Consider the following 18,932-nt stretch of genomic DNA (forward strand, 5'->3'; position numbering starts at 1 on the left):
GATAAGTTAAGCTAAAAGAAATTAAAAAGCCCTCCTATGACCGGAAGGCTTTTTTTACTTGGATGAAAGTATTGCCAAGATCAAAGCAAGAGCGAAAAAGAGAACCAACAATACAGCGGTAATTCTTTCCATTAATGCTTCAAATCCACGCTTCTTTGTCTGGCCACTAAATACTGCACCGCCGGACAATGCGTTTAAGGCATCTTGTTGCTTTTGCGGCTGCATCAATGTAGCAATAATAATTAAAAAGCTAACAATGATGAGTAGCGTCATGACGATATTATACAAAGCGCTGCCTCCATTACCTAAATTTCTTACTGTACTGATTTTACCATATTTAACTAACGAATGCTAAAAGAAAAAGGGAGCCACCTCAAGCGACACCCATTTTTCTTTTACTTTAAGTATTAATTAAAATTGTTTATGTAAATTGTAAAAACTGTGAATTCCCTTGTATTGAGCAGTTGAACCCAAAGCTTCTTCAATTCTCATTAATTGGTTGTACTTAGCAATTCTGTCAGTTCTTGACATTGAACCAGTCTTGATTTGACCAGCATTTGTTGCAACAACTAAATCAGCAATTGTAGTATCTTCAGTTTCACCAGAACGGTGAGAAACAACAGCAGTGTAACCTGCTTCCTTAGCCATTTCGATAGCTTCAAAAGTTTCAGTCAAAGTACCAATTTGGTTAAGTTTAATTAAGATTGAGTTAGCAACACCCATCTTGATACCTTTTTCAAGGTAACTAGTGTTAGTAACAAATAAATCATCACCAACAATTTGTACCTTATCGCCTAAACGTTCAGTAAAGGTCTTCCAACCTTCCCAATCGTTTTCGTCTAAAGGATCTTCTACAGAAATAACTGGGTACTTATCAACTAAATCTTCAATCAATGAAGTCCATTCTTCAGCAGTGTATTCACGGCCATCAGCAACAGTTACATACTTCTTAGTATCCTTGTTGTAGAATTCAGAAGCAGCACAGTCAAAGGCAATAGCAATGTCTTGACCTGGCTTGTAGCCTGCACGTTGAATAGCTTCTACTAAAATTTCAAATGGTTCTTCGTTATTCTTCAAGTTAGGTGCAAAACCACCTTCATCACCTACGGCAGTTGATTCACCACGTTCTTGCAATAAGCCCTTCAAAGTATGGAAAGTTTCTGCACCCATACGAACAGCTTCATGAAGTGATTTAGCACCAACTGGCATAATCATGAATTCTTGAATATCAACATTGTTATCTGCGTGCTTACCACCATTGATAACATTCATCATTGGAGTTGGTAAAACATGAGCATTTGGTCCACCTAAGTATTCGTATAAAGGTAAACCTAATTCATCAGCTGCAGCGCGAGCACTTGCTAATGAAACAGATAATATTGCATTAGCACCTAAACGACCTTTATTTGGAGTACCATCAAGATCGATCATAGTTTGATCGATTAAACGTTGATCAGTAACATCTAAACCGATAACAGCTTTAGCAATTTCGCCGTTAACATTTTCAACAGCAGTTAAAACGCCTTGACCACCAAAGCGAGATTTGTCACCATCACGTAATTCTACGGCTTCATGTTCACCAGTAGAAGCTCCAGATGGAACAATAGCACGACCAAAGCCGCCTAATTCAGTATAAACTTCTGCTTCAACAGTTGGATTACCACGAGAGTCAAGAACTTCACGTGCGTGAATATCAGTAATAACAGACATGGAGATTCTCCTTTTTCTAATTCCGTTTAAATAAATTGTTAATTAATCTTGGTAGTTTACTAATGCTAAGAATGATTCTGGATCAAGTGAAGCACCACCAACTAAGCCACCATCAATGTCAGGCTTAGACATTAATTCTTTAACGTTAGCTGGTTTTACTGAACCACCGTATTGAATACGAACGTTTTCAGCAGTTTCTTCGTTGTACAAGTCTTTTACAGTTTCACGAATAGTCTTGCACATTTCTTCCGCTTGATCAGCAGAAGCAGTCTTACCAGTACCAATAGCCCAAATTGGTTCATAAGCAATAACAAGCTTAGAAACTTGTTCTGCAGTTAAACCATCTAAAGCAGCTTTGATTTGAGCAACTACCCAATCTTCTTGCTTATTAGCTTCACGAGTTTCAAGAGATTCACCACAGCAAATAATTGGAGTTACGCCATTAGCAAATAAAGCTTTAGCCTTTTTGTTAATGTCTTCATCAGTTTCGTGGAAGTAGCCACGACGTTCTGAGTGACCAATAATACAGTAGTCAATACCCATTTCGTTTAAAACTTTAGGTGAAGTTTCACCAGTAAATGCACCTTCAACTTCAAAGTATGCATTTTCTGCACCAGTATGTAAATCTGAGCCTTCGGCAGCCTTCTTTAAAACGTAAAGATCAACTGCAGGTGCAGCAATAACTGATTCAACTTTACTTGGATCTGGTAACTTGCCCTTAACTGCATTTACAAATTCAACAGTTTGTTCTGGGTTCATATGTAATTTCCAGTTACCAGCAATAATTGGTGTACGCATTTAAAAATTCCTCCTAATTTTACTTGTCAGAAACACAAGCGATTCCTGGTAATTCTTTACCTTCAAGGTAGTTAAGTGAAGCACCACCACCAGTAGAAATGTGGCTGATCTTAGGAGCAATTCCCAATTGCTTAGCAGCAGCAGTTGAGTCACCACCACCGATAATAGTAACGGCATCTTTCAAATCAGCTAATGCGCGACCAACTTCCAAGGTACCTTCTGCGTAGTTTGGCATTTCGAATGCACCCATAGGTCCGTTCCATACGACGGTCTTAGCATCCTTTAAGATGTCTCTAAATTTCTCAACAGTCTTAGGACCAATGTCAAGACCCATTTCGTTATCAGGAATATCATCACCAACAACTTCGTGAGGTGCATCGTTTGAGAATTCAGTTGCTGCGACATTATCTACAGGCAATACAATCTTATCGCCAGCTTTTGCTAATAATTCTTTTGCAAGTTCAACTTTATCAGCTTCAAATAATGATTTACCAATCTTGTGGCCTTGTGCAGCTAAGAATGTGTAAGCCATACCACCACCAATTAAAATGTGATCTGACTTAGGAATTAAGTTTTCAATAACACCAATCTTGTCTGATACTTTTGCACCGCCAAGGATAGTTACAAATGGGTGAACTGGGTTTTCAACAGCATCACCTAAGAACTTGATTTCTTTTTCAAGTAAGAAACCAGCTGCTGCAGGTTTACCAGCCTTCTTCATAGCAGTTGCGATACCTACATTTGAAGCGTGACTTCTGTGAGCAGTACCAAATGCATCGTTTACAAATACATCGCCAAGACTTGCCCAGTATTCGCCAAGTTTTGGATCGTTCTTAGATTCACGTTTACCAAAGTCATTGTCAATATCTTGGAATCTAGTGTTTTCAAGAACAATAACGTCGCCATCTTTCATTTTATCGATGGTTTCTTCAACTTCTTTACCTTCATTTTCTGGTACAAAAGTTACAGGCTTCTTTAATAACTCACTTAAGCGTTCTGCTACTGGACGTAATGATAATTCCTTCTTGTCAGCATCTGACTTTACACGGCCTAAGTGACTGAGTAAGATTGCTTTACCACCATGTTCAATAATGTACTTAATAGTTGGCAATGCAGCAACGATACGGTTGTCATCACCAATAACACCATTTTTAATTGGAACATTAAAGTCAACACGAACTAAAACTTTTTTACCTTTAAGATCAAGGTCTGAAACGATTAATTTAGCCATTTAAATTAATTTACCTCCGATAGATTATTTGAAAAAAGGCGGAGGAAGTAATTCCCTCCGCCTTCTCTCGTCTGCTTACTAAAATCAGTAATTAAATTAATGATTAAAGAGTAGCAAATTTCAATAAAGTACGAACCATTTGGCAAGTGAATGAGTATTCGTTGTCGTACCAAGCAACAGTCTTAACTAATTGCTTGTCACCTGCAGTAGTTACCATGGTTTGAGTTGGGTCAAAGATTGAACCAGCAGTCATACCTAAAACGTCGCTAGAAACGATGTTGTGGTCGTTGTATGCAAATGAAGGACTTTCGTACTTCTTAACTGCTTCGTTAACTTCGTCAGCAGTTACATCCTTGCTTAAGATTGAAACCAATTCAGTTACAGAACCATCTGGAACTGGAACACGTTGTGCGTGACCATTCAACTTACCGTTCAATTCTGGAACAACAAGACCAATAGCCTTAGCAGCACCAGTTGAGTGAGGAATAATGTTGATAGCTGCAGCACGAGCAGAACGTAAGTTACCACCACGTACAGGACCATCTAAAAGCATTTGAGTTGAAGTGTAAGCGTGGATAGTAGTCATAGTACCAACTTCAATGCCGAATTCCTTTTGTAAAGCATTAACCATTGGTGCTAATGAGTTAGTAGTACATGAACCAGCTGAAACAATCTTGTCGTCAGCAGTCAAAGTATCATCGTTTACGCCGTAAACAATGGTCTTCAAGTCTGAACCAGCAGGTGCAGAAATTAATACACGCTTTGCACCAGCCTTAAGGTGAGCTTCTGACTTAGCTTTGCTAGTGTAGAAACCAGTACATTCAAGAACGAAGTCAACACCATCGTTCTTAACCCAAGGAATGTTTTGTGCTTGTGGTTCAGCGTAAACACGGTACTTCTTACCGTCAACTACGATTGAGTCATCAGTTGCTGAAACTTCGTGGTTGAAAGTACCATGAGTTGAGTCGTACTTAAGTAAGTGAGCTAAAAGTGCTGGAGTAGTCAAGTCGTTGATTGCAACAACTTCAATATCTGAAGACTTTTCGCCTAAATCCATAATACGACGGAATGCTAAACGACCAATACGGCCGAAACCGTTAATACCAATTTTAACTGTCATATCCTATATTCCTCCTTAGGAAATATGTAAGTAACAATTTATTTTAAACGGGAATTACTTCCCCTTTAAAACCAAGTTTGAGGCTCCTTCATCCGTGATCAACCACGTCTGTTTTGGAGCATGATGCATGTAAGCTACAATTGCCGCCGCCTTGCTGGCACCAGCAGCAATTGCAAATACATGAGGTATTTTATCTAAGTCCTCTAGTTGAAGACCAATACGAGGGATACGTTTAACAAGTCTACCTTGTCGGTCGAAGAAATACCCGAAACATTCAGCCACAGCTCCATCATTTCGGAGCTTAGAATTAGTCATAACATCAAGCCCACGTCTCTTTGACATGACATCTGCTCTACCAATTCCATGTATCACCATATCACTATTATAAATGTTTGAAATCGCATTCGCAATATCTGTGTCTTGAAGTAATAAAGTCAAGGCTTCAGATGATACATTTTCTGGAAGATATAGGCCTTTGTGCCTGCCTCCCGTTTCAGATGCCATCATCTGAGCTACAGTATTGCTTTGAATTTCAACACTTTCTCCAACTGCTCCCCTTCCAGGAACAAACAATAAATCGCGATAGCGACTTAATTTAGGAGAAAGATGACGAGCTACTCCAGCAACTGTAGTACCACCTAATACGGTAATAATACTTTTTCCTAGCGGTAAAAGAAGATCTAGAGCAGAATTAAGTTGTTCGCCCATCAAATCAACTACACGCTCTTGACGATCCATATCACCTGGAACAATAATTGCTCGATCAATACCCAATTTCTGTGCCAATTCAATTTCAGTTTGACTTGCATTGAATAAACGATCAATTAATGGAGCGGCTTCTTTTAAAGTTCTCTTTCCTTTATCAGTTAATTCCATCCCATAGCTCTGAATATTGATCAGACCTAACTGTCGTAAATAATCAGTTTCAGTTCGCACATTGCGCTCGCTTAATCCTAATTTTTTAGCAACAACTCGTCGCCCAACTGGAGCTAACAGCGAAATCTGTTCAAGAACAAGAAAACGTTGCCGAATTATTTTTAAAACATCAGGAACTAAGCTTTGCAACAAGGTTAAATCCGAGTCCATTGCTCGCTCCCTCTATTGGGTCAAAATTGATACCGCTACATGACGGTTGGCGACCCAAAAAGCTTAAAAATATTAGAGAGACGCGAATTGATTAACTTCAGATTCACATTTCTCTCTCGACATTTTTTAGTATAGCAATATCTTTTTTTAAATTCAAGATATATCCTTCAGAATAATTAATTTGTACTTTCTTCTTTTTTTGATATACTTATTTTAGTTTGTCGTGCCCTTAGTGTAATGGATCGCACGTAAGATTCCGGTTCTTAAAATCTGAGTTCGACTCTCAGGGGGCGCATAGTACAAGACAGTCAGTCAATCTGGCTGTCTTTTTTGTATTTTTTCACTTTATTTAGAAAAAATCTATCATCTGTAAGCATTTTCGTTATAATTAAATTTGGCGTTAATTATGTACATAGACAGAAAGGTTATTTTATGATCGAAGAAGAAAAAAAGTCTAATGCCAAAAAAATGCTCTGGCCAACGCTAGCGATGATGGCATTTTCAACTGTTTGGGGCTTCGGTAACGTTGTTAACGGGTATGTTTACTTCGACGGTACCAAAGTTGTATTCAGTTGGATATTAATGTTCCTACTATACTTTGTTCCCTATGCATTAATGGTTGGAGAACTAGGTGCAACCTTTAAAAATGCTAATGGTGGTGTTTCCTCATGGGTTAATGCCACTATGGGTGCCAAGTGGGCTTATTATGCAGGTTGGACATATTGGGCCTGCCACGTAGTATATATTTCAAGTAAAGGTACTGGTGGTTTAAGAGCCATGGCGTGGGGAATCTTTGGCAACACTAAATGGTACGATGGTCTTCCAACTGCTTGGACTCAATTCGCTACTTTAGTAGTCTTCCTCTTTTTCTGCTGGGTTACTACTAAAGGTATTCCAGTACTTAAAAGTTTGGCTACTATCGCTGGATCATCAATGTTTATTATGTCAATTTTATTCATTATTATGATGTTTGCTGCACCAGCAATTAACCCACATGCAGGATATTATTCAATCAATTTTAATTGGAAGAGTTTAATGCCAACATTCAACCTTAAATATTTAACATCTCTTTCAATCTTAGTTTTTGCTGTTGGTGGATGTGAGAAAATATCTCCTTATGTAAACAAGGTTAAAAATCCAACCAAAAACTTTCCAAAAGCAATGATGGCTTTAGCAATTATGGTTATGGTTTCTGCAATTTTAGGAACTTTTGCTATGGCTTTAATGTTTGATCCTAAAGTTGTTAACAGTAATCTAAATGAATATATTTCAAACGGTGCATACATGGCCTTTCAACGTTTAGGAGAATATTACCATGTTGGTGGTTTGTTTATGTATATTTATTCATGGTGTAACGTTATTGGTCAATTCTCTACTTTAGTTATCAGTATTGATGCTCCTTTAAGAATGCTACTAGGTAGTAAAGAAGCCAAAAACTTCATTCCTAAGAAACTTCTTAAGATAAATAAACATGGTGCTTACATCAATGGTATCTGGATGGTTGTAATTCTTTCAGGGGGGTTAATTGCAGCACAAGCTTTATTGCCTGATGCACAAGCGGTTATGGCTCAATTAGTTAAATTAAATTCAACTACAATGCCAATGCGTTATTTATGGGTCTTCGCAGCATATATTGCACTTAGAAAGCAACAAAAGAAGTTTGATACTTCTTACCAAATGACCAAGAATCAAGGACTGGCTTACACAGCTGGAATATGGTGTTTTATTGTTACAGCAGCATGTTGTATTTTAGGAATCTACTCACCAGATCCATTTACCCTATTCCTTAACATCATTACTCCAATTATCTTGATTGTTTTAGGCTTAATTTTGCCAGCAATCAAAAAAAGAGAAGATGGCACTAACCCATTAATGAAGTAACTTCAAATGAGCGATATGATTGTCATATCGCTCATTTTTTCTACATAAAATTAAGTTTGATTAGTTGACATGATTAAAAGTAAGTGATTTAATTAGCACTGTACTTATCAGAGTGCTAATTTTGTTTAGGAGGTAAAATTAATGCTCGTACCTACAGTTATTGAACAAACTGCACGTGGTGAACGTGCTTACGACATTTACTCAAGATTATTAAAAGATAGAATCATTATGCTTAGCGGTGAGATTAACGACCAAATGGCCAACTCAATCATCGCTCAACTTTTATTCTTAGATGCACAAGACAATACTAAAGATATTTCTCTATACATTAACTCTCCAGGTGGTGTTATTACCTCTGGTCTTGCAATTATGGACACAATGAACTTTATTAAGTCAGATGTATCTACAATTGCAATCGGTATGGCTGCTTCAATGGCTTCAATTCTTTTAACTAGCGGAACTAAGGGTAAACGTTTTGCATTACCAAATTCAACAGTTCTTATTCACCAACCTTTAGGTGGTGCACAAGGTCAACAAACAGACATTCAAATTGCAGCTAATGAAATCTTGAAGAGTCGTAAGAAGCTTAACCAAATTCTACATGAAACTACTGGTCAACCTCTTGATAAGATTCTTAAAGATACTGAACGTGATAATTACTTATCTGCAGAAGAAGCTAAAGACTATGGTCTAATTGATGAAATTTTGGTTAACCAAAAGAAAGATTAGTTTAATTTAACAAAAAATAGAGCTCACATCTGTCGTGAGCTCTATTTTTTTTGACTAATTTTCTTCTTTTAGCTGTTGTGCCATTTCACGAATTTTTTGAAAACGGTGGTTAACTCCTGACTTTGAAATTGGACCATCTGGTACTTGAGCTGCAACTTCTTTGAGTGAAAGTTCAGGATGCGTCAGCCTAAAATGTGCTAAGATTGCTAATTTTTCTGGTAAATTTTCTAACCCAACTTTTTTCTCAATTAGTTGAATATCCTCAACCTGCTTAGCTGCTGCATTCGCAGTCTTTTTCAAATTTGCTGTATCGCAATTTACTAATCGATTCACTGAATTACGCATATCTCGCATAATTCTTAAGTCTTCAAATGCTAGCATTGCATTGACGGCACCTACAATATGTAGAAAATCACCAATTTTTTCAGCCTCTTTCAAATATACAATATATCCATTACGTCTTTTCGTAGCTTTTGCATTTAAATAAAAGAAACTATTCATTAACTTTAGTAAATCATTATTATGATTTTCATAAAGAGAATAAATCTCTAAATGATATCGACTCGTTTCAGGATTATTCACACTTCCAGCTGCTAAGAAAGCTCCTCTTAAATAAGACATTGCCCTTTGTTCTGAGGTCATAATCTTCTCAGGAATTCCGGTAATCAAGCCATTATCACTGTCAAATATCTCTAAATCGCTTAAAATTTCATGAACTTGTTTTTGAAGTCTAACTAAATATTGATAATTTTTCTTTAACTTCATTTTCTTAGAAACAATTAACAGTGGCTCGATTCCATAAGCAGTTTTAATTAAAGAAAATATTCTTCTTGCAATAGCTGGATTTTCAGTTGTGATATCTAGACTAAATTGATGATCATGAAGACTAAGTACCCCGTTCATTCGCAAAAAAGCCGCTAGTTCTGCCTTAGCATGTTCTGGATGAACTGGCAGACTAGTAAGTTCTTTTTTTACATCACTTGCGTATGAAACCATTAACTAATCCTGTTCCTTTTTTCTGCGGCAATATGCTTCAAAAGCCAAATTCAAAATTTCATCGGCTACTTTTTTACCATCATGAAAAACTAATCCACTATGCTGATCAATAAAGTCAGCTGTAATTACGCGGCAATCTTGAGCCCGTAATCCAGCGAAATCATTTCTTACCGGTTCAAGATAGGCATCATAATCGGCTGGATTAAACTTACTCATGTCAATTTTAGCCCCATTAACCAAGGCCGTATTAATATAGTGACCACCTAAATGATCATTAATAACTTGAACGTGTTCCGCTGCCGTGAAATGATCTGTTTCACCTTGTTGCGTCATGATATTACAGATATAAATCACTTCAGCCTTAGTTTGTCTCACAGCATCCCCTAAATTAGAAATCATCAAATTAGGTAAAATTGAAGTAAATAAGCTACCTGGCCCTAAAACTACTGCGTCCGCTTGCATAATTGCGGCTAAAACTGGCAAAACTGCTTTCGGCTCATCGTCAGAATCGGTATCAGTTACCCATACACGTTTTATGCGCTTATCCTTTGAAGTGATTTCTGTTTCACCAGCTTCAGTTGTTCCGTCAATAAATTCTGCATTTAAAGTTAAAGGCTCATTTGAAGCAGGGAAAATTCGACCATCAATTCGCATCATTCTTGATAATGATTGAACAGCATCAAAAATATTCCCCTGCATTTCATCCAAAGCAGCAATAATTAAATTTCCAATCGCATGCCCTGCAAAAAATGAGTCAGACGAATTAAAGCGATATTGAAAAATATCTTTTTCTTCCTGTGGTAAGTCAGATAAGGAAACTAACACATTTCTAATGTCGCCTGGTGGCACCACATTAATATAATCTCTAATTGCACCTGATGATCCACCATCGTCTGCCACAGTTACAATAGCTGTTATATCGGCATTTTGTTCTTTTAAAGCATTCAAAATAACAGGTAACCCTGTTCCACCACCAATAACAACAATCTTAGGGCGACGTCCGCGAATGACACGTACAATTTTATTTTCTCCGTACGCCATCTCCCAACAATCTCCTTTATTGTCCAATATAACGACTAATTTCTCGATGGGAAATATCAACAGGATATTTCTTAGCTAAATCAACTGCTAATTGGCGAGCAATTGAAACACTTCGGTGTTGACCACCAGTACATCCAATTGCAATAGTCAATTTTTCTTTTCCTTCCGCAATATATCCCGGAATAGCCGTTTCTAACATGTCTAAAAATTTAGCATAAAACTTTTTAGTTTCTTTCTTGCTCATTACATAATCAAAAACTCGGCGATCTAAACCAGTAAATGGTTTGAGTTGAGGAATGTAGAATGGATTAGGTAAAAATCTAACATCCATTACAATATCGGCATCAATTGGAATACCATACTTAAAGCCGAAACTCATTACTTCAATTGAAAAAGTTCGAGTTTGATTATCTCCAAACTTATCTACTAATTTAGCCTTTAATTCCTTAGTAGTTAAACGGGAGGTATCAATGATTATATTAGAAATATTTTTGGTTCTTGATAAAATAGCTCTTTCTTCTTGAATTCCATCAAGTAGGCGGCCTGTATGAGCTAATGGTGGCAAACGTCTTGTTTCCTTATACCGAGATACTAATACATCATCTGAAGCGTCTAAAAACAAGACAGTCGACTGAACATTTTGACTATCTTCTAAAGACTTAATTTCATCAACCAAATCTTTATAAAAACTTTTTACTCTTAAGTCAACAACAACTGCTGCCTTACTAAAGTCTGAAGAATTGTTAATTAATTCCCAGAAACTTCCCAATAATTCTGGTGGCAAATTGTCTACCACAAAATATCCCATATCTTCTAAAGCTTTGATTGCCACAGTTTTACCTGCACCACTCATACCCGTAACAATTAATAATTGTTTCTTCTGTTCAGCCATAGCTATCCCTCCTTAATCGCTATTATAACATACCGGGTGTTTCATTTTTTGAATAAAAATAAAAAGTCGTTGTCACAAGTAGTTATCAAACTCAGCTACTTCAAAAACGACTTTTTATTTTTATCTATGCATCCATGAAACAAAAATTTCATTGATTCCAAAGACCATTAACCAAAATGCTACCAAGTAAACCAAAGTAATAGCAGCAAGCACTGGGTTAAATAACAAGGCAAAAGCGATGATCAAGCTAATAATGTTCAAAATTAAGCAGAGAACAAAATAACCAGTTGAATATTCCCGCAAGTGCCATGAAAAGATAATTCCAATAATTGAATCGGCTAAGAACCAAATAGCAAATAAAATAGCTAAAGTTAATCCACCAATTTCACGTGAACATAAGAATAAAACTCCGATTACAATATCGACAATTGCTGAAATTAGTGTTACCCAGCTCAAATCAAAAATGTTATGGAATTTTACATATGCGGAAATCCAAATAATTCCTTGTAAAATTGATAAAATACCAAATACAAATACAAATGCTGTTAGACCACGACCTGGGTAGCGTAATAGTAAAAATGATGCAACAACAAACAAAATTCCTGCTATAAATGAGCCCCAATCAAAGCCTTGGTGTCTAGAATTATAAATATCGTTCATTTTTATTTCCTCCCAGATAATATTCTACACTTAATTTACTAAAACACCATTAACTTTATTCCTGATCACCCTTGCTATTCATTAGCTTTTTAGTTAACTTAGTATCTCGCTCAAGAACTGGCTTTAAGTATTGTCCTGTATAACTTTCTTTAACCTCAGCAACTTCTTCTGGAGTACCAGTAGCCACAACTTGACCACCGCCATCTCCACCTTCAGGGCCTAAATCAATTAACCAGTCGGCATTTTTAATAACATCTAAATTATGTTCAATAATTAAAACAGTATTTCCTTCATCAACTAAGCGCTGCAAGACTTCTAATAAACGTTTAATATCATCTGTATGCAATCCCGTTGTTGGTTCATCTAAAATATAAAAATTATTACCCGTGGAAAGCTTTTGTAATTCAGAAGCTAATTTCATTCTCTGCGCTTCTCCACCAGATAAAGTTGTAGCTGACTGCCCAAGTTTTACATAACCCAGACCAACATCAACGATTGTTTGTAGCTTACGATGAATTTTGGGAATATTTTCAAAGAATTTGCAAGCTTCATTAATTGTCATATTCAAAACTTGTGAGATATTTTTTTCACGATAAGTTACCTCAAGAGTTTCCGAATTATATCTTGTACCATGACAAACTTCACAAGGTACATAAACATCAGGTAAAAAATTCATCTCGATTTTAATAATCCCATCGCCGTGACAAGCTTCGCATCTTCCACCCTTAACGTTAAAAGAAAATCTAGCTTTCGTATATCCACGCATTTTTGCTTCATTAGTTTGTGCAAATAAAGCTCGAATATCATCAAATACACTGGTATAAGTTGCAGGATTACTACGTGGTGTTCGGCCAATAGGGCTTTGATCAATATCGATAATTTTTTCGATATTTTTATATCCTTTAATAGACTTGTATTTTCCTGGTTTAGCAGAATTATTATTCAATTTTTGCGCTAGAGCACGTTTCAAAATCAAATTTACAAGAGTTGATTTTCCAGAACCTGAAACGCCGGTCACCACGATAAATTTGCCTAGAGGAAAATCTACTGAAATGTCCTTCAAATTATTTTCAGCAGCACCAGTAACAGTAATTTTCTTACCATTACCCTTTCTTCTTTCTAGCGGTACAGGAACAATTTTTTTACCTGATAAATATTGTCCAGTTAAAGATTTAGGATTCTTCATCACTTCTTCAGGCGTCCCGGCAGCCATTACTTTTCCACCATACGCTCCTGCTCCTGGTCCCATATCAACTAAGTAATCTGCTTGTTTCATAGTCTCATCGTCATGTTCAACTACAATTAAAGAATTACCAAGATCCCTCATCTTTTTAAGAGAAGAAATAAGGCGGTCGTTATCTCGTTGATGAAGACCAATTGATGGCTCATCTAAAATATACATAACGCCAGATAAATTGGAGCCAATTTGGGTGGCTAATCTAATTCTTTGTGCTTCTCCACCTGACAAAGTTCCAGCAGAACGAGATAAAGTTAGATAATCTAAACCAACATTTTTTAAGAAAGTCAATCTATCCCGTACTTCTTTCAAAATTGGTTTTGCTATCATTTTTTCTTGCTCGCTTAATTTTACTGAATTAAAGAATTTAAGCGACTTAGAAATTGACAGATCTGAATCTTCCGCAATATCTTTGCCATTAACTTTTACTGCTAATGCCTTTTCATTTAATCGCTTACCGTGACAAGTTGAACAAGTAAGTTCGGTCATGTACTTACCCATTACATCACGCATAAATTTTGACATTGGGTGATGATAACGGCGACTGATATTATTTAAAATTCCTTCAAATTCTTGAACAGTATCATTTACACCAAAGTCACCTTCAAGATGAAATTTGATTTTCTTTCCCTTAGATCCATTTAAAATCAAATCTTTTTGTCTTTTAGTCAATTTTTTGTATGGCTTGTCTATCGGTATTTTCAAAGCTTTACATGCTTGCTCAAGCATAGCCGTATAATATTTTGAATTAGACCATGGTGCTAAAGCTCCCTCTGCCAAAGTTTTATCCTTATCAGGAATAACTAAATCTTCATCAACTGACAATTTCATTCCCAATCCATCACAATCAGGACAAGCTCCAAAAGGCGCATTAAACGAAAATAAACGTGGTTCCATTTCGCCAACAGTAAAACCACATACAGGACAGGCATAATATTCTGAAAAATTAATACGTTTACCTTTAATCACATCAACATCCATGTAGCCATCTGCTAAACGAAGAGCAGCTTCAACGGAATCAAATAAACGGCTTCGAATATTTTCTTTAACAATTAAACGGTCAACAACAATATCAATACTGTGTCGTTTATTTTTATCTAGGTCAAAATCATCAGTAATTTCATGCATTTCACCGTCTACAATTACACGAACATAACCCGCGCGTTGGATTCGTTTAAAGACTTCCTTATGTTCTCCTCTTTTAGCACGAATAACCGGAGCTAAAATCTGAATTCTACTTCTTTCGGGTAGATCCATTACTCGATCTACCATCTGATCCACGCTTTGCCTCTCAATCAAAGTCCCATCATTTGGACAAATTGGATGACCAACGCGTGCCCACAATAAACGTAAATAGTCATTAATTTCTGTTACAGTTCCAACCGTTGAACGCGGATTATGAGATGTTGTCTTTTGATCAATAGAAATTGCGGGATTTAAGCCATCAATTGAATCAACATCAGCCTTATCCATTTGACCTAAAAACTGTCTAGCATAACTTGACAGTGACTCAACATATCTTCTTCTTCCTTCAGCATATAAAGTATCGAAAGCTAATGAACTTTTTCCAGATCCAGATAAGCCGGTAATAACTACTAATTTATCTTTTGGGATCGATAAATTTATATCTTTTAAATTATGTTCACGCGCTCCATGAATTACGATTTTATCATTTACCATTTAGCTTTCCTCCTCTACTTTTTCTTTTCATGTACCTGCTTTTGTAAATCCATAATTGCATCACGTAAGTTAGCTGCTTCTTCAAAATCTAGTTTCTTCGCAGCTTCTTGCATTTGGGCAGTTAAAGTTTTAATCATAGTTTGCTTTTGTTTCTTAGTTAATTCATCAAAGTTTAGATCAGCAAAACTCTCTTTATTTTCCTTTTCATCACTATCTTTAGTAATTGAAATGACATCCCTGATAGGTTTAACAATAGTCTTAGGTGTAATTCCATGTTCCTTGTTAAACTTCATCTGCAAACTACGTCTTCTTTCTGTAGCATCAATTGCTTCTCGCATCGAATCCGTAATTGAGTCTGCATACATAATCACCTTACCATTTGAGTTTCTGGCAGCACGACCAATCGTTTGAACTAAAGGTCTAGTTGAGCGTAAAAATCCTTCCTTATCTGCATCTAAAATTGCAACTAAAGACACTTCCGGCACATCAATTCCTTCTCGCAAAAGATTAATTCCAATTAAAACGTCAAATTTGCCAAGTCTTAAGTCCCTAATAATCTCTAGACGTTCTAATGTCTTGATATCTGAGTGTAAATAGCGGACTTTAATTCCAAGATCTTTCAAATAATCGGTCAAATCTTCTGCCATTTTTTTAGTTAAAGTTGTCACAAAAACACGTTCATTACGGTCAATTCGCTTATTAATCTCACCAACTAAATCGTCAATTTGTCCTTTAATTGGTCTAACTTCAATCTCTGGATCAAGCAATCCAGTAGGACGAATAATTTGTTCCACTTTATGATCAGTCTGATTCAATTCATAGTCTCCGGGAGTTGCTGAGACATACATTATCTGATTTACATGCTTTTCAAATTCTTCTAATTTTAGTGGTCGATTATCTAGCGCTGAAGGTAATCTAAAACCATAATCAATCAAAGTTTGCTTACGAGCGCTGTCTCCGTTATACATCGCCTTTAATTCTGGCATGGTAGCATGTGATTCATCAATTAAGATTAGAAAATCATCAGGAAAGAAATCAAGTAAAGTATGCGGAGGTTGCCCAGCTTTCCGCCCTTCCATATGCCTAGAATAGTTTTCGATTCCGTTAGTGTAGCCAACTTCACTCATCATTTCCATATCATAGGTGGTTCTTTGCTTAATTCGTTGAGCTTCTAGAAGCTTACCTTCCCCTTCAAATTTTTTGACCTGAATATTCATTTCATCTTTAATTGAAGCCAAAGCCCTTTGCATAATTTGTTCATTAGTAACAAAGTGCGTTGCTGGGAAAATAGAAACTTGTTCACGTTCACCAATTACCTCACCAGTTAAGGAATTCACTTCAACAATCCGATCAATTTCATCGCCAAAAAATTCAACTCTAAACGCATGATCAGAATAACCAGCAGGGAAAATCTCTACCACATCTCCGCGGACTCTAAAACGGCCACGTTGAAAATCAATATCATTGCGATCATATTGAATATTCACTAAATCCCGCAATAATACATCACGGCTAATTTCTTGACCTCCAGAGATAGATACTACACTAGCTGCATATTCTCTAGGATCACCTAAACCATAAATACAAGACACTGACGCAACAACAATTACATCATTTCTTGACATTAAATCACTAGTAGTTTTATGACGTAACTGGTCAATTTCATCATTGATTGATGAATCCTTCTCAATATATGTGTCCGACTGTGGTACATAAGCTTCAGGCTGATAATAATCATAGTAAGATACAAAATAATCAACGGCATTTTTAGGGAAAAACTCTTTAAATTCACCATAAAGCTGTCCAACAAGAGTTTTATTATGCGAAATTACCAAAGTAGGTTTATTTAATTTGGCAATTACATTCGCCATAGTAAAAGTTTTACCAGTTCCTGTAGCACCCTCTAAAATCTGCGCCTTTTCACCTTGTTCAAAACCATCAGTCAACTTTTTAATTGCTTGCTCTTGATCACCTGCTGGTTGAAACTTAGAGACAAGTTCAAATTTCTTGTTTTTTTGTCGTCTAATCATTTTCGATCCTCCGCAAAAAAAGTTGGACTAAAATAGCCCAACTTCTATTAACGTATTTATTTTACTACAGCGAACGTATTTTCGCACTATTTTTGCATTACTTTAATAAATTTGCTAATGCATCTTGATATTCTTCAGCTGCTTTTTCTGCAGTTTCAATATCCTTCTTATTTACACCAACATAAGCCTTAATTACAGGTTCAGTTCCTGATGGACGAAGAGCAACCCAAGTTTCATCATCTAAGAAGTACTTTAAGACATTAGATTTAGGAAATCCAGTTAATGGTGTCTTCTTATCGCCTTCAATGGTTTCTTGAGTTTCAAAGTCTTGGATCTTAACAACTTTGGCACCATTAATTTCAGTTAAGTGTTCTTTACGCAATTTACTCATTAATTCAGCCATCTTCTTTTGGCCACCAATACCTGGCATTTCAATGGCCTTGGTGATTTCGTAAGCTACACCATACTTTTGCCAAATTTCTTGCAAGCCATCAAAAACAGTCATGCCTTTAGATGCATAGTAACTTGCCACTTCTGCAAACATCAATGCACCTTGCATAGCATCTTTGTCTCTGGCAAATGGTTTGAATAAGTAACCGTAACTTTCTTCAAAGCCCATTAAGAATTTACCGTCATTTTCTTTATTCATGCGGTCAACTTCTTCACCAATGTACTTGAATCCAGTTAAGACATGCTTGGTCTTAATCCCAAAGTCATCAGCGATCTTAAATGGAAGTGCACTAGAAACTACTGAAGTTACTAATTCATAATCAGGTGATAAAGTTCCGTTTTCTTTCATGTGAACTAATAAGTAGTATGCCATTAAAGTAGCAATTTGATTACCAGTTAAAACTTGGAAATCACCATCTGATTTTCTAACAGCAGCACCCATTCTATCAGCATCTGGGTCGGTTGCAATAATAACATTTGCATCTACTTCATTAGCTAACTTAAAGCCTGGTTCAAACACATCACGGTATTCAGGATTTGGCTTAATAGTTGTAGGAAATTCAGGATCAATAATTGATTGACTTGGAACTGGAATTACATTATCAAAACCGCCTTGTCTGAATGCGCGATCGTAGAGCATCTTACCAGTACCATGCAATGGAGTATAAATAATCTTTAGCTTATCAGCGTTAGCTTTAACCATTTCAGGATCAACAGTAACATCCTTCAAATGAGCTAAGTAAGCTTCATCCACATCTTCACCAATTAATTGTAATGTACCATTAGCACGTAATTCTTCTACTGGAGCAGCTTTAACACCAAAAATATCATCAACTTTTTGAGCGTAAGCAAACAAACGATCGGCGTTTTCTGGAGCCATTTGAGCACCATCTTCACCATATACCTTGTAGCCGTTATATTGCTTAGCATTATGCGAAGCAGTGATATTAATTCCAGCAAAAGTATTTAAATGACGAACAGCAAATGACAATTCAGGGGTTGGTCTTAAATCATCAAATAAGTAAACATGAATTCCATGTGCACCTAAAATACGAGCAGCATGCTCAGCAAACTCCCTTGAGTGATAACGTGAATCAAAAGAAATTGCGACACCACGTTTTTTAGCTTCTTCACCATTTTCGTCAATTAATCTGGCAAGACCTTCGGTTACTCTTCCCACAGTAAACAAGTTAATTCTGTTAGTACCTGGTTCAAGCCGGCCTCTCATCCCAGCAGTACCAAAATTAATATCTTGTCCGAAAGCATCTTCAATCCACTTTTCATCTTTACCTAATTTGTCTAATTGATCTTTTAAATAATCAGGTAAATTATTTGCATTAGTCCATTGACTATAAATTTCTTTTGCGTTCATAATTTCCTCTTTACGTAAA

The 18,932-nt window shown here is 36.4% G+C and carries 15 protein-coding genes; 2 read left to right on the forward strand and 13 right to left on the reverse strand.

Features of this window, described 5'->3' with window-relative positions; translation table 11 throughout:
• Window positions 1-54: 54 nt before the first annotated feature.
• The 6 genes from secG to LGAS_RS06430 form a co-directional block, all read right to left on the reverse strand.
• Entirely contained in the window at window positions 55-288 is a 234-nt protein-coding gene (gene secG, locus LGAS_RS06405) for a preprotein translocase subunit SecG (protein WP_003647016.1), read from the reverse strand.
• Window positions 289-411: 123 nt separating this feature from the next.
• Complete coding sequence (gene eno / locus LGAS_RS06410) at window positions 412-1,710, reverse strand: phosphopyruvate hydratase (protein WP_003647015.1); 1,299 nt, start codon at window positions 1,708-1,710, stop codon at window positions 412-414.
• A 42-nt stretch (window positions 1,711-1,752) separates the two neighbouring features.
• Window positions 1,753-2,508: a triose-phosphate isomerase gene (tpiA, locus tag LGAS_RS06415; protein ID WP_003647014.1), complete on the reverse strand. Its 756-nt coding sequence runs from the start codon at window positions 2,506-2,508 to the stop codon at window positions 1,753-1,755.
• Window positions 2,509-2,527: 19 nt separating this feature from the next.
• Window positions 2,528-3,739 (reverse strand): phosphoglycerate kinase, encoded by a 1,212-nt coding sequence (locus LGAS_RS06420; RefSeq protein ID WP_003647013.1) that lies wholly within the window; start codon window positions 3,737-3,739, stop codon window positions 2,528-2,530.
• Window positions 3,740-3,842: 103 nt separating this feature from the next.
• The gene (gene gap, locus LGAS_RS06425) at window positions 3,843-4,859 is read right to left on the reverse strand and encodes a type I glyceraldehyde-3-phosphate dehydrogenase (RefSeq protein WP_003647012.1); all 1,017 of its coding nucleotides are present in this window, start codon (window positions 4,857-4,859) and stop codon (window positions 3,843-3,845) included.
• 54 nt (window positions 4,860-4,913) lie between these two features.
• Window positions 4,914-5,945, reverse strand: coding sequence for a sugar-binding transcriptional regulator (locus tag LGAS_RS06430; protein WP_003647011.1), 1,032 nt, complete (start codon window positions 5,943-5,945; stop codon window positions 4,914-4,916).
• Window positions 5,946-6,377: 432 nt separating this feature from the next.
• Between LGAS_RS06430 and LGAS_RS06435 the strand changes: the two genes are divergently transcribed.
• Together LGAS_RS06435 and clpP are read left to right on the forward strand one after the other, a co-directional pair.
• Window positions 6,378-7,826 (forward strand): APC family permease, encoded by a 1,449-nt coding sequence (locus LGAS_RS06435; protein WP_003647010.1) that lies wholly within the window; start codon window positions 6,378-6,380, stop codon window positions 7,824-7,826.
• Between the two features lie 141 nt (window positions 7,827-7,967).
• Window positions 7,968-8,555, forward strand: coding sequence for an ATP-dependent Clp endopeptidase proteolytic subunit ClpP (clpP, locus tag LGAS_RS06440; protein ID WP_003647009.1), 588 nt, complete (start codon window positions 7,968-7,970; stop codon window positions 8,553-8,555).
• Between the two features lie 54 nt (window positions 8,556-8,609).
• Here clpP and whiA read toward each other — a convergent pair whose 3' ends face one another.
• From whiA to LGAS_RS06475, 7 genes are all read right to left on the reverse strand, one after another.
• Entirely contained in the window at window positions 8,610-9,551 is a 942-nt protein-coding gene (gene whiA, locus LGAS_RS06445) for a DNA-binding protein WhiA (protein WP_003647008.1), read from the reverse strand.
• Window positions 9,552-9,554: 3 nt separating this feature from the next.
• A complete protein-coding gene (locus LGAS_RS06450; RefSeq protein ID WP_003647007.1) occupies window positions 9,555-10,592 on the reverse strand; it encodes a gluconeogenesis factor YvcK family protein in 1,038 nt (345 codons plus the stop codon).
• A gap of 16 nt (window positions 10,593-10,608) precedes the next feature.
• Window positions 10,609-11,484, reverse strand: a complete 876-nt coding sequence (gene rapZ / locus LGAS_RS06455) for an RNase adapter RapZ (protein WP_003647006.1) — start codon at window positions 11,482-11,484, stop codon at window positions 10,609-10,611.
• A gap of 120 nt (window positions 11,485-11,604) precedes the next feature.
• On the reverse strand, window positions 11,605-12,144 hold the full coding sequence (locus LGAS_RS06460) for an HdeD family acid-resistance protein (protein WP_003647005.1): 540 nt from the start codon (window positions 12,142-12,144) through the stop codon (window positions 11,605-11,607).
• A 55-nt stretch (window positions 12,145-12,199) separates the two neighbouring features.
• Window positions 12,200-15,061: an excinuclease ABC subunit UvrA gene (gene uvrA, locus LGAS_RS06465; protein ID WP_003647004.1), complete on the reverse strand. Its 2,862-nt coding sequence runs from the start codon at window positions 15,059-15,061 to the stop codon at window positions 12,200-12,202.
• 14 nt (window positions 15,062-15,075) lie between these two features.
• A complete protein-coding gene (gene uvrB / locus LGAS_RS06470) occupies window positions 15,076-17,091 on the reverse strand; it encodes an excinuclease ABC subunit UvrB (RefSeq protein ID WP_011678925.1) in 2,016 nt (671 codons plus the stop codon).
• A 97-nt stretch (window positions 17,092-17,188) separates the two neighbouring features.
• On the reverse strand, window positions 17,189-18,913 hold the full coding sequence (locus LGAS_RS06475; RefSeq protein ID WP_003647002.1) for a phospho-sugar mutase: 1,725 nt from the start codon (window positions 18,911-18,913) through the stop codon (window positions 17,189-17,191).
• Between the last annotated feature and the right edge of the window lie 19 nt (window positions 18,914-18,932).

This window comes from Lactobacillus gasseri ATCC 33323 = JCM 1131 (genome assembly GCF_000014425.1).
GTDB lineage: Bacteria > Bacillota > Bacilli > Lactobacillales > Lactobacillaceae > Lactobacillus > Lactobacillus gasseri.

Bases quoted from the DNA above. Each gene is read 5' to 3' on its own strand.
- rapZ (WP_003647006.1), bottom strand. From the start codon at position 11,484: ATGGCTGAACAGAAGAAACAATTATTAATTGTTACGGGTATGAGTGGT.
- whiA (WP_003647008.1), bottom strand. From the start codon at position 9,551: ATGGTTTCATACGCAAGTGATGTAAAAAAAGAACTTACTAGTCTGCCA.
- uvrB (WP_011678925.1), bottom strand. From the start codon at position 17,091: ATGATTAGACGACAAAAAAACAAGAAATTTGAACTTGTCTCTAAGTTT.
- LGAS_RS06430 (WP_003647011.1), bottom strand. From the start codon at position 5,945: ATGGACTCGGATTTAACCTTGTTGCAAAGCTTAGTTCCTGATGTTTTA.
- gap (WP_003647012.1), bottom strand. From the start codon at position 4,859: ATGACAGTTAAAATTGGTATTAACGGTTTCGGCCGTATTGGTCGTTTA.
- LGAS_RS06435 (WP_003647010.1), top strand. From the start codon at position 6,378: ATGATCGAAGAAGAAAAAAAGTCTAATGCCAAAAAAATGCTCTGGCCA.
- LGAS_RS06475 (WP_003647002.1), bottom strand. From the start codon at position 18,913: ATGAACGCAAAAGAAATTTATAGTCAATGGACTAATGCAAATAATTTA.
- uvrA (WP_003647004.1), bottom strand. From the start codon at position 15,061: ATGGTAAATGATAAAATCGTAATTCATGGAGCGCGTGAACATAATTTA.
- clpP (WP_003647009.1), top strand. From the start codon at position 7,968: ATGCTCGTACCTACAGTTATTGAACAAACTGCACGTGGTGAACGTGCT.
- LGAS_RS06460 (WP_003647005.1), bottom strand. From the start codon at position 12,144: ATGAACGATATTTATAATTCTAGACACCAAGGCTTTGATTGGGGCTCA.
- LGAS_RS06450 (WP_003647007.1), bottom strand. From the start codon at position 10,592: ATGGCGTACGGAGAAAATAAAATTGTACGTGTCATTCGCGGACGTCGC.
- tpiA (WP_003647014.1), bottom strand. From the start codon at position 2,508: ATGCGTACACCAATTATTGCTGGTAACTGGAAATTACATATGAACCCA.
- LGAS_RS06420 (WP_003647013.1), bottom strand. From the start codon at position 3,739: ATGGCTAAATTAATCGTTTCAGACCTTGATCTTAAAGGTAAAAAAGTT.
- eno (WP_003647015.1), bottom strand. From the start codon at position 1,710: ATGTCTGTTATTACTGATATTCACGCACGTGAAGTTCTTGACTCTCGT.